Source organism: Streptomyces albiflavescens (assembly GCF_014645835.1).
GTDB lineage: Bacteria > Actinomycetota > Actinomycetes > Streptomycetales > Streptomycetaceae > Streptomyces > Streptomyces albiflavescens.
On record NZ_BMMM01000002.1, the window covers coordinates 465,401 to 475,777 of the forward strand.

10 protein-coding genes are annotated in these 10,377 nt (G+C 69.9%); all 10 read right to left on the reverse strand.

Annotated elements, in window-relative coordinates; genetic code table 11:
- Nucleotides 1-14: 14 nt before the first annotated feature.
- The 10 genes from IEY95_RS07030 to IEY95_RS07075 all read right to left on the reverse strand — a co-directional run bounded on the left by IEY95_RS07030 (nt 15) and on the right by IEY95_RS07075 (nt 10,058).
- Complete coding sequence (locus tag IEY95_RS07030) at nt 15-1,415, reverse strand: GlnX family signal transduction membrane protein (protein ID WP_373294453.1); 1,401 nt, start codon at nt 1,413-1,415, stop codon at nt 15-17.
- Nucleotides 1,416-1,718: 303 nt separating this feature from the next.
- Complete coding sequence (locus IEY95_RS07035; protein ID WP_189185000.1) at nt 1,719-2,186, reverse strand: hypothetical protein; 468 nt, start codon at nt 2,184-2,186, stop codon at nt 1,719-1,721.
- Complete coding sequence (locus tag IEY95_RS07040; RefSeq protein WP_189185001.1) at nt 2,183-2,692, reverse strand: RNA polymerase sigma factor; 510 nt, start codon at nt 2,690-2,692, stop codon at nt 2,183-2,185. The genes IEY95_RS07035 and IEY95_RS07040 overlap by 4 nt, the downstream gene beginning before the upstream one ends.
- Nucleotides 2,673-3,146 carry a DUF3995 domain-containing protein gene (locus IEY95_RS07045; protein ID WP_189185002.1) on the reverse strand — a complete coding sequence of 158 codons (474 nt, stop codon included), beginning with the start codon at nt 3,144-3,146 and terminating at the stop codon, nt 2,673-2,675. Before IEY95_RS07045 ends, IEY95_RS07040 begins: the two co-directional genes overlap by 20 nt.
- A 106-nt stretch (nt 3,147-3,252) precedes the next feature.
- Nucleotides 3,253-4,266 carry an N-acetylglucosamine kinase gene (locus IEY95_RS07050; protein WP_229702639.1) on the reverse strand — a complete coding sequence of 338 codons (1,014 nt, stop codon included), beginning with the start codon at nt 4,264-4,266 and terminating at the stop codon, nt 3,253-3,255.
- Nucleotides 4,263-5,582, reverse strand: coding sequence for a 6-phospho-beta-glucosidase (locus IEY95_RS07055; RefSeq protein ID WP_189185003.1), 1,320 nt, complete (start codon nt 5,580-5,582; stop codon nt 4,263-4,265). The genes IEY95_RS07050 and IEY95_RS07055 overlap by 4 nt, the downstream gene beginning before the upstream one ends.
- A gap of 8 nt (nt 5,583-5,590) precedes the next feature.
- Nucleotides 5,591-6,484 carry a carbohydrate ABC transporter permease gene (locus IEY95_RS07060; protein ID WP_189185004.1) on the reverse strand — a complete coding sequence of 298 codons (894 nt, stop codon included), beginning with the start codon at nt 6,482-6,484 and terminating at the stop codon, nt 5,591-5,593.
- Between the two features lie 5 nt (nt 6,485-6,489).
- The gene (locus tag IEY95_RS07065; RefSeq protein ID WP_189185005.1) at nt 6,490-7,431 is read right to left on the reverse strand and encodes a carbohydrate ABC transporter permease; all 942 of its coding nucleotides are present in this window, start codon (nt 7,429-7,431) and stop codon (nt 6,490-6,492) included.
- Nucleotides 7,432-7,448: 17 nt separating this feature from the next.
- A complete protein-coding gene (locus tag IEY95_RS07070) occupies nt 7,449-8,786 on the reverse strand; it encodes an ABC transporter substrate-binding protein (RefSeq protein ID WP_189185006.1) in 1,338 nt (445 codons plus the stop codon).
- A gap of 60 nt (nt 8,787-8,846) precedes the next feature.
- The gene (locus tag IEY95_RS07075) at nt 8,847-10,058 is read right to left on the reverse strand and encodes an ROK family transcriptional regulator (RefSeq protein ID WP_189185007.1); all 1,212 of its coding nucleotides are present in this window, start codon (nt 10,056-10,058) and stop codon (nt 8,847-8,849) included.
- Nucleotides 10,059-10,377: the final 319 nt, after the last annotated feature.

The window sequence follows — 10,377 nt, forward strand, 5'->3', positions numbered from 1 at the left end:
CGCCGCTCCCCCTCTCACCGGTACTCCGAAAGCCTGCGCCCGATGCCGAGCAGCGCGCCCGCCGCGGCGAGCACCGCGAGGACCGCCGCGCCCACCGGGAGGCCGGTCATCGCGTCCCGGCCGCCGCCCGCCGCCTGCTTGAACTCGCTCTCCTCGTGCGTCAGGGCGAGCGCCAGATTCTTGTCGACGCCGTCGAAGCACTCGCCCGTCGGCTTGTCGCTCTTGGAGCCGATCACCTTGTTCAGAGCGCCCTGGTAGTCGCCCGCGTCGTCGGCCGCGCGGGCCTCCTTGTGGCGGGACTTCCAGACCTTCATGTTGCCGGTGGCGGCCTGCACGGGTTCCTCGCCCGCCTTGTCGTCGGCGAGGTCCGCCGCCAGGGCCAGGTCCTTGGTGAGCGTCTTCATGTCCTGCTGGAAGTCGTAGTCGAAGGCGTCCACCGTCGTCGTGCCGTCGGCCAGCGTCTTGGTCTCGGCGCCGCGGCTCACCAGAGTCAGGTTCTCGTTGCCCCGCGCGTTCAGGGAAGCGATGCGGGCGTCGTGCAGCACGTTCAGTGAGCGGACACCGTGGTCGTAGGACTCGTCGAGTCCGGCGCGCGCGACGCTGTGCCCGACGACGAGCCACAGCAGCACCACCGTGGAGGCGGCGGTGGCGGCGACCATGCCCTGGTTCAACACCCGGTTGGTCCGCCGGTAGTTGCGGCGCTGTGCCCAGACGAGGCCGCCGAGCGCGAGCACGCCGAGGCCGATGGCGGCCCACGGGTAGGGCTTCGCGTCGGCGTAGTCGGCGCTCAGCCGCTGGTTCTCCCGCTTGTAGAGATCCTCGGCCGCCGGGAGCATCTGCTGCTGCATCTTCTCGTTCGCGTACCGCAGATAGGCGCCGCCGAGCGGGAAGCCCTGCCGGTTGTTGGCGCGGGCGCGCTCGATGAGGCCCTTGTACTCGGGCAGCAGCTTGTTCAGTTTGGAGATCGTGTCCGCCGAGGGGGAGCCCGGCTCCGAGCTGTTGGCCGCCGTGATCAGTTTCCCGGCGGCGGTCTTGATGTCCAGCTCGTACCGGTCGCGGGAGGACTTCGTCTCCTGGCCGCCGGCCAGGAAGCCGCTGGACGCCGCCGTGTTGGCGTCGGCGAGCGAGCGGTAGATGTCGGCGGCGCTCGCGCTCAGCGGCTGGCTGCTGTGCAACACGTCGTCCGCGGCGGCCGAACGCTCCGTCATCTGCCAGGCGGTAACGGCGCCGAACGCGACGACCAGGAGGGCGAGGACGGCGCCGATGATGCGCAGCCGGCCCGGCTCCGTCGTCGCCGTGGCGCGCAGCTGGTCGACGCCTTCCGCCCATGCCGTACGGCGCGCGGGCGCGGTGCCCGGCGTCGCCGGCCCGCCCCGCGGTGCCGCGGGACCGGCTTGCGGCGGCACGCCCGGCATCGTCGGCGCGCCGGCCGGTGCCGGTGGCGCCGCACTGCCCTTCGGCGGGTATGTCACTTGACCTCCCCCATGGTCATCCGTAGCTCACCTCCGTCCCGTGCGCGGGAAGCACGGACAGCGGGCAGAGGAGTACGGCCGCAAGTATCGCCGCCGGGACTGACATCCGCACAGGCCTTGACTCGATCTTGTTCGGATCGCAGCGCACTTGTCGAATTCCGGCGCAGGGCAAGGCTCCCGCACCACCCCCCTTCCCATGAATACGCCGTTCGGATCTGTTCGGTTCCCGCGCCGTCGCCGCCGCGTTCACAGCAGGCCGGTCAGCCGCCGCAGACTGACCTCCCCCTCGCGCCGTACACCCAGCGGCACCAGCGCGGCGCGCCCCGGCACCCGCACGCCTCCGGTGAACGCCACCCGGGTGCCGTCTCCGTCCGGCGCCGCGGCGGCGCCGATCAACAGGAACCGGCTCTGCAGCCAGCACCAGCCCGGCCGCTGCTCCCCGCGCAGCAGGGCCCGCATTCCGTACCTGCTGCGGGCCAGCGCCTCGACGCGGGCACCGTCCCGCCGCAGGATCCGCAGCCTCCGCATGTCGGGCGTGACGCGTCCGAAGCCACCCTCCAGATCGCCCAGCAGGGCCCATACGCGCTCGTACGGGGCGGCGACGACGCCCTCGGTGACATGGGCGCCGCGGATGCCGGCGGCGAGCACGTGCAGCCGCCGCACCGGGTCGAGGTCGGCGACGGGCCAGTGGCCGGTCGTGTCGCGTCCGGTCATGAGGTCCACGCCTTCCGGAAGGTGTCCCGTGCCCGGTGCAGCCGGGACTTGACGGTGCCGACGCGGAGGCCGAGCAACTCGGCCGCGGCCCGCTCGTCCAGGCCCTCCACGTCGCGCAGGACGAGCACGGCCCGGTGCTCGGGGGAGAGCCGGTCCAGTACGTCCCTGATGTCGGCGGCGAGTTCGGGGTCGCCGCGCGAGGGCAGGGTGCTCAGATCGGCGGGCACCGCGCGTGCGGCGCGCCGGGCCAGCCGGACCGCCTCGCGCACCGCGATGGCTCGGGCCCAGCCGCGCAGCGCGCCCGGGTCCTTGAGGGAGCGTAGCGAGCGGAACACCGCGACCAGCGCCTCCTGTGCGGCGTCCGGCCCTTGGTCCAGCGCGATGGGGCCGCAGATGCGGCCTACGTAGGGGGCCAGTTCGTCCAGCAGTTCGGCCATGGCGAGGGTGTCGCCGCGCTGGGCGGCGCGCACCCGGCGGACCGTTTCCTCATCGGACACGTACGGCATCTTCCCAACGGGCGGTGCTCTCCTGGGCAGCGGAGCCCTGGTGACGGGCGACCTTGAGGGCGGCCGCGCACAGGACCGCGCACAACGGGGTGTAGAGGCCCAGGTTGAGCCAGTAGAAGGCGGTCCCGGTGTCCTGGGCGAAGAGCCAGTAGACGCCCGCCAGTGTGCGCAGGGACAGTCCGGCCGCCACCGCGAGGGTGCCGAGGCGGAGCAGCCGGTGCGGGCGCCGCGACTGGGCGACGACGATGCCGCTCGCCGTCAGCAGGAGCGCGGCGAGCGGCAGGACGACGGGTGGGGTGAACGGGGCCTCGGTGCCCAGGACCGCGTACGACAGGCTCTTTTCGTCGGCGGCGGGCCAGGTGGAACCGGTCGCCCAGTAGAGGTGGAACAGGGCGTCCGTGGTGAGCACCGAGGCGAGCACTGCGGCGGCTCGCGTGGCCGTGCGGTCGGACATGAGGCCTCCTGAGACGGGAATCGACACCCACCAGAGGAGGCGTCCGGGCCATTCGTTCCCGCCGATGTGCGGGAACTTCCGGCGCGGACACCCGAACTCCCGCTCCTCAGGCCTCCTCGTAGAACGCCCGCACGCGCGCGTGCACCTCTTCCTGAGCCCCTACGTGGTCCAGGCCCAGGAGCGCGGCGCCCAGGACGGGGCCCGCCGTGACCACCTGGGGGACCGCCTTCGGGGCGCGGACCGAGAGGAGTTCGTGGATGCGGTCGTCGAGTTGGGGGTGGCGGGCGGCGAGGATGCTGCCGCCGAGAAGGACCGGGGTCTCCTCGGTGAGGAGGTCGAGCCGGGTCAGGGCGACCGTGGCCATGGCGACCACCTCGTCCGCGAGCCGGTCGACGATCGCGCGGGCCACCGGGTCGCCGTCCACCGCCGTGGCGAACAGGACGGGCGTCAGCTCGTGACGGCGGGCGGTGTCGATGTGTTCGAGGTGCAACGCCTCGATCAGGGCGTACATCGAGGTCAGACCGAAGTGCGCGGGCAGCGTGCGCGCCAGGGCCGTGGGACCGCCCCGGCCGTCCTCCGCCCGCGCGGCGTGCCACAGGGCCTCCTCCGCCAGGCCCCAACCACCGCCCCAGTCCCCGGAGATACGTCCGATCGCCGGGAAGCGGGCGGTGCGCCCGTCGGGCCGCATGCCGACGCAGTTGATGCCGGCCCCGCAGACGACGGCGACTCCGCGCGGTTCGGCCACACCGGCCCGCAGGATCGCGAAGGTGTCGTTGCGCACCTCCACACTCGCGCCCCACGCGCGCGCGTGCAGCGCGGCCGCCAACTGCTCCTCCTCGACCGGGAGATCCGCGTTGGCCAGGCACGCGGAGACATGGGTGACGGAGGAGACGCCGCCCTCGGCGAAGGCCCGGCCCACCGCGTCGGCGACCGCGTCCACGGCCGCCTCGACCCCCACGGCCGGAGGACGGAAGCCGCCGCCGCGCGCGGCGCCGACGACCGCGCCGTCGGCAGCGACCACCGCGACGTCGGTCTTGCTGTTCCCCGCGTCGATGGCCAGGACCAGGCCCACGGGGGCGGACCCGGCGGCCGTCCCGGCGCCGGATCCCGATGACGTCATGCCCACGCGAGGTGCTCCCGGTTGTGCGCGATCAGCTGGTCGGTGAGGGCGTCGGCGTACGCGTACTGGCCGACCAGGGGGTGGGAGAGGAGGGCCCGGAAGACCCGGTCGCGTCCGCCGCGCAGGGCGGCCTCGAGGGCCAGGTCCTCGTACGCCGTCACATGGGCCATCAGGCCCGCGTACAACGGGTCCACGGACGGCACGGACAGCGGCACCGGCCCCTGGGAGCCGATCGCCGCCTGCACCTCGATCACGGCGTCGTCGGGGAGGAAGGGGAGCGTGCCCTTGTTGTACGTGTTCACGACCTGGTACGGGCTGCCGCCCACCCGTCGCCCACCACCACCCTCGACGGAGCGCCCTTCGGGCCTGCTTCTTGTTTCGCCCAGCAGCGATGCCGCGAGGTCCACCGCCGCCTCCGAGTAGTACGCGCCGCCCCGCTTGGCGAGCAGCTCCGGCTTCTCGTCCAGCGCCGGGTCGGCGTACATCGCCAACAACTGCCGTTCCATTTCCGCTACTTCGGCGGCCCGGGACGGCTTCGTACGCAGCTCTCGTACGACCTCGTCGTGCGCGTAGTAGTAGCGCAGGTAGTAGGAGGGGACGACCCCGAGGCGGTCGACGATGCTGCGCGGCAGGCGCAGATCGTCGGCGATGGTGTCGCCGTGCTCGGCGAGGAGTTTCGGGAGAGCGTTCTCGCCCTCGGGGCCGCCCAGGCGCACACCTGTTTCCCAGGTGAGGTGGTTGAGGCCCACATGGTCGAGGTGCACATCGGCGGGGGTGACGCCCAGCAGTCCGGCGAACTTCCGCTGGAAACCGATCGCCACATTGCACAGTCCGACCGTCTTGTGGCCCGCCTGGAGCAGGGCGCGCGTCACGATCCCGACCGGGTTGGTGAAGTCGATGATCCAGGCGTCCGGGTTCGTACGGCGCACGCGCTCCGCGATGTCCAGCACCACCGGCACCGTGCGCAGCGCCTTCGCCAGGCCGCCCGCTCCCGTCGTCTCCTGCCCGATGCAGCCGCACTCCAGAGGCCAGGTCTCGTCCTGTTCGCGGGCCGCCTGGCCGCCGACGCGGAGTTGCAGCAGTACGGCGTCGGCGCCCTCCACGCCCGCGTCCAGGTCGGAGGTCGTGACGATGCGGCCGGGGTGGCCCTGCCGTGCGAAGATCCGCCGGGCGAGGCCGCCCACCAGCTCCAGACGTTCCGCCGCCGGGTCGACGAGCACCAGCTCCTCGATCGGCAGGGTGTCCCTCAACCGTGCGAATCCGTCGATGAGTTCGGGGGTGTAGGTCGACCCTCCGCCGACCACGGTGAGTTTCATCTGTTGTGTCAACCCTTCACTCCGGTGAGCGTGACGCCCTCGACGAACGCCTTCTGAGCGAAGAAGAACACGAGGATCACGGGGGCCATGACCAGCACGGTCGCGGCCATGGTCAGATTCCAGTCGGTGTGGTGCGCGCCCTTGAACGACTCCAGACCGTAGGAGAGGGTCCAGGCGCCCGTGTTCTCCGACGCGTAGATCTGGGGCCCGAAGTAGTCGTTCCAGGCGTAGAAGAACTGGAAGAGCGCGACGGCGGCGATGCCGGGCCTGGCCATCGGGAGCACGACCTTCAGGAGCGTCCTGAGGTCGCCGCAGCCGTCCACCTTCGCCGCGTCCACGTACTCGTTCGGGATCGTCATCAGGAACTGGCGCAGCAGGAAGATGGAGAAGGCGTCGCCGAACGCCATCGGGATGATCAGCGGCCAGAGCGTTCCCGACAGGTCCAGCTGCTTCGCCCAGAACAGGTACATCGGGATGATGACCACCTGAGGCGGCAGCATCATCATCGAGATGACCAGCATCAGCGACAGATTGCGGCCGCGGAAGCGGAACTTGGCGAGTGCGTAGGCGACGGGGATCGACGAGACGACCGTCAGGACCGTGCCGGCACCGGCGTACAGCAGGGTGTTCTTCCACCAGGTCAGGAAGCCCGGTGTGTCGAAGACCTTCTTGTAGTTGCCCCACTCCCAGGTGTGCGGGATCAGATCCCGGCTGAGGGCCTGGGTGTCGCTCATCAGCGAGGTCAGGAACACGAATACGAAGGGCAGGACGAAGAAGAGGGCTGCCGCGACCCCCAGCGCATGGATCGCGACCCACTCCAGGAGCGCCTTGCGGCGGGCGGTGCGCTCGGCGGGCGAGACCGGGGCCCGCACATCCACCGGTTTGTCGAGTACTTGAGTCATGGGTGTCAGTCACCTGCCTGGATGAGACCGCCCCGGCGCCGCATCAGGAACGCGGTGAACACCATGGACAGGGCGAACAGCACGAGCGCGACCACACAGGCGGAGCCGTAGTCGAAGCGCTGGAAGCCGAGGTTGTAGACGAGCTGCGGCAGAGTGAGCGTCGACTTGTCCGGATAGCCGGGCTCGAACTGCGTACCGGCGCCCTGGATGACGCCTGAGGCGACCTTCCCGGCGATCAGTGGCTGGGTGTAGTACTGCATGGTCTGGATCACGCCGGTGACCACGGCGAACATCACGATCGGCGAGATGTTCGGCAGGGTCACGTACCGGAACCGCTGCCACGCCGAGGCGCCGTCCAGCTCCGCCGCCTCGTACTGCTCGGTCGGTACGTCGAGCAGCGCGGCCATGAAGATGACCATCAGGTCGCCGATGCCCCACAGGGCCAGCAGGGTGAGGGCCGGCTTGGACCAGGTGGGGTCGTTGAACCAGCCGGGCGCCGGGATGCCGACCTTCTCCAGGATCGAATTGACCGGGCCCGTACCGGGGTTGAGCAGGAAGGCGAAGGCCATCGTGGCCGCGACCGGTGGGGCGAGGTAGGGAAGATAGAAGAGGGTGCGGAAGACGCCCGTACCCGTCTTGATCTTCGTGATCAGCAGTCCGACGCCGAGCCCGAACAGCACCCGCAGTGTGACCATGACGACGACCAGCCACAGGGTGTTCCGCAACGCGGGCCAGAACAGCGGGTAGTTCTCGAAGACGTACGTCCAGTTCTTCGTTCCGCTCCACGTCGGCGGTTTGAAGCCGTCGTAGTGCATGAAGGAGAAATAGACGGTCGAGATCAGCGGGTACGCGAAGAAGACCGCGAAGCCGATCAGCCAGGGCGACATGAAGGCGAGCGTCCGAAGCGCCGATCGGCGGCGCTTCGAAGCCAGCGTGACGGTGCTCATCGGTGAATGGCTCCGTACTACTTCGCCTGCGCGATGTCCGTGTCGATCTGCTTGGCGGTGCTTTCCAGACCCGCCTTCAGATCCTTGGCCTTGCCGCTCTCGTAGTCGTATCCGAACTGCTGGATCGTCACGAGGTAGGTGCCGCCGTTGATGGACGCGGGAGTCGTCGTCGAGTTCGGGTTCGACGCGATGTCCAGGAACGTCTTGAAGCGCGGGTCGTACGTGAGCTTCGGCGACTTCAGCGCCGCGAGCGTCGACGGGACATTGTGGATGTCATTGGCGAAGCCGACCACCGCGTCCGTGTTCGTGGTCATGTATTTGACCAGCTCCCAGGCCGCGTTCTGCTTCTTGCTGGTGGAGGCGATGCCCGCGATGGTGCCGGTGATGTAGCCCTTGCCGTACTGGTCGGCCTGGTCGTCGGGGACGGGCAGCGGGGCGACGCCGATCTCGAAGTCCGGCTTGGCCTCCTTGGCCATGCCGAGCCGCCACTCACCGTCCAGCTGCATGGCCACCTGGCCGGTGTGGAAGGGGTGCTTGGGGCCCCATTCGTCACCGAGCTTGGAGCGGTACGTCTCCAGCTTCCGGTAACCGCCGAGTTCGTCCACGAGCTTCTTCTGGAGGGTGAAACCGGCCGTGAAAGCAGGGTCCTTGGCGATGTTCGACTTGCCGCTGCTGTCGAAGTACGTCGGCGAGAACTGACCGAAGTAGTGCTCGGTGGTCGACTCCCAGCCGTGGTAGTTCGGCATGAAGCCGAGTTGCGCGTAGGAGTCGCCCTTGGCGATGGTGAGCTTCTTGGCGTCCTTCTCGAATGCGGACCAGGTCTTCGGCGGGCTGGTGATTCCGGCCTTCTTGAACGCGGTCTTGTTGTAGTAGAGCCCGTACGCGTCACCGAGCAGCGGCACCGTGCAGCGGTTGCCGTCGAACTGGGTGTACTCGTTCATCGCCTTCGGGAAGGTCGTCTCCGGGTCGATGCCCGCCTTCTTGAAGAAGGGGTTCAGATCGACGAAGGCGCCGGAGGAGCAGAACTTGCCCACGTTGTTGGTGGTGAAGGAGGAGACCACGTCGGGGGCCTTGTCTCCGCCCGCGCGCAGCGCCTGATTGATCTTGTCGTCCGTCATGTTGCCGACGATGTTCACGTGGATGTTGGGGTGAGCCTTCTCGAAGCCCGCGACCAGGGACTTCACGGCCTTGACCTCGCTGGGCGCGCTCCAGGCGTGCCAGAAGTTGATCGTCTGGTCCTTGGACGCGTCGTCGTTCGAGCCGGAGGAGGACTGGCCGGTACAGGCGGTGGCGAGGAGGGCTATCGAGGCGGAAGCGGCGAGCGCGGTGACCGCTTTCCGGGACATTCCGGGCATGACGGGGTCTCCCTAGGGCAGGGCGGGGGCGGTGAAGGTGGTGAGCGTGCGGGGAACGGACTAGCGGGAGGTGTCGAAGACCTCGTCGCGGGTGGCTGCCAGGGCGCTTTCCAACGCGCCGCGCAGCACGGGGTGTTCGTGTACGTCGCCGACGACGAGGCGCGGCCGGGATGCGGCCAGCTCCTCCAACTCGGCCTGGACCAGGGCGCGCAACGGTTCGCCGCCTGCGGTGAGCGACGCGCCGCTGAGGACCACGAGCTCGGGGTCGAGCACGGATACCAGCGAGGCGAGACCGGTGGCGAGACCGGTCGCGTACGTCTCCAGGAGCCGTTCGTACGGCCCCTCGTCGATGGCGACGGCCCGCTCGACGAGGGTCGCGGCGACCTCGGCGTACGGGCCCGTCGGGACGTCCTTGATGCCGAGCTCGCGGGCCAGCTTCGGGAGGGCCTGCGAACCGGCCAGCTCCTGGTAGCCACCGCTGTTGGCCTTGGTGACCTGCCGCACCAGGGGCGCGCCCGGCACCGGCAGGAAGCCGACCTCGCCGGCGCCGCCGGTCCAGCCGCGGTGCAGCCGTCCGCCGAGGACGAGCGCGGCGCCGAGACCGCCCTCGTTCCACAGGAGTACGAAGTCCTCGTGGCCCTGGGCGGCACCGAGCCGCTGCTCGGCGATGGCGACGAGGTTGACGTCGTTCTCGTACTCGACGGGCATAGGCAGCGCGGCCGCGAGCTCGTCGAGCAGGCTGGGGGAGTGCCAGCCGGGCAGGTGCGAGGCGTACCGCAGCCGACCCGTGTTCGGGTCGAAGGCGCCGGGGGTGCCGATGACGAGGCGCCGGACGTCGTCCCTGGCGAGCCCGGCCGCCTTCACCGCGCCGTCGAGGGCGTCGGTGACCTGGCGTACGACGGGCTGCGCGGGGCGTCGGCCGGGGGTGAGCAGTTCGTACTCGCCGACGGTCCGGCCGGTGACGTCCGCGACGGCGGCGAGGATGCGTTCGGGGGTGACGTCCAGGCCGGCCGCGTAGGCGGCGCCCGGATTGACCACGTACAACTGGGCGCTGGGGCCCGGGCGGCCCTCGCTGGTGCCAGTGGCGAGGACGAGTCCCGCTGCCTCCAGACGGGCGAGGAGCTGTGAGGCGGTGGGCTTGGACAGCCCGGTGAGCTTCCCGATCCTGGTCCGTGACAGCGGTCCGTGCGCGAGAAGCAGATCGAGGGCGGCGCGGTCGTTCATGGCGCGCAGGACGCGCGGAGTGCCCGGCGTACCGGCGGATCCTGCCATGTGGTCGACACCTGCCTTTCAACTGCCCACCTTCCCAGTGACCTGGGAGGAAAGTCCATTCCGCTGATCACTGTTAGGAAAGTTTCCTATTGGGTGGAAGGAACGTAAGCCCGGGGCGAAGGAGGCGTCAAGAGAAACCGCCCCCGAGGCAACAGACTCGTTACCTGCGGGGGCGGTGCGTGCTCTCCGGGTCGCGGGAGTCGCGTGAGTACTGGCGGACCTGGAAGGGACCGCGTACACGGGCTTTGCCGAGGCGTTCCGCATGGACGGTGTGCCGGGCGAGGGTGCCGAGGTCGAGGTACGCCTGGGTACGAGAGAG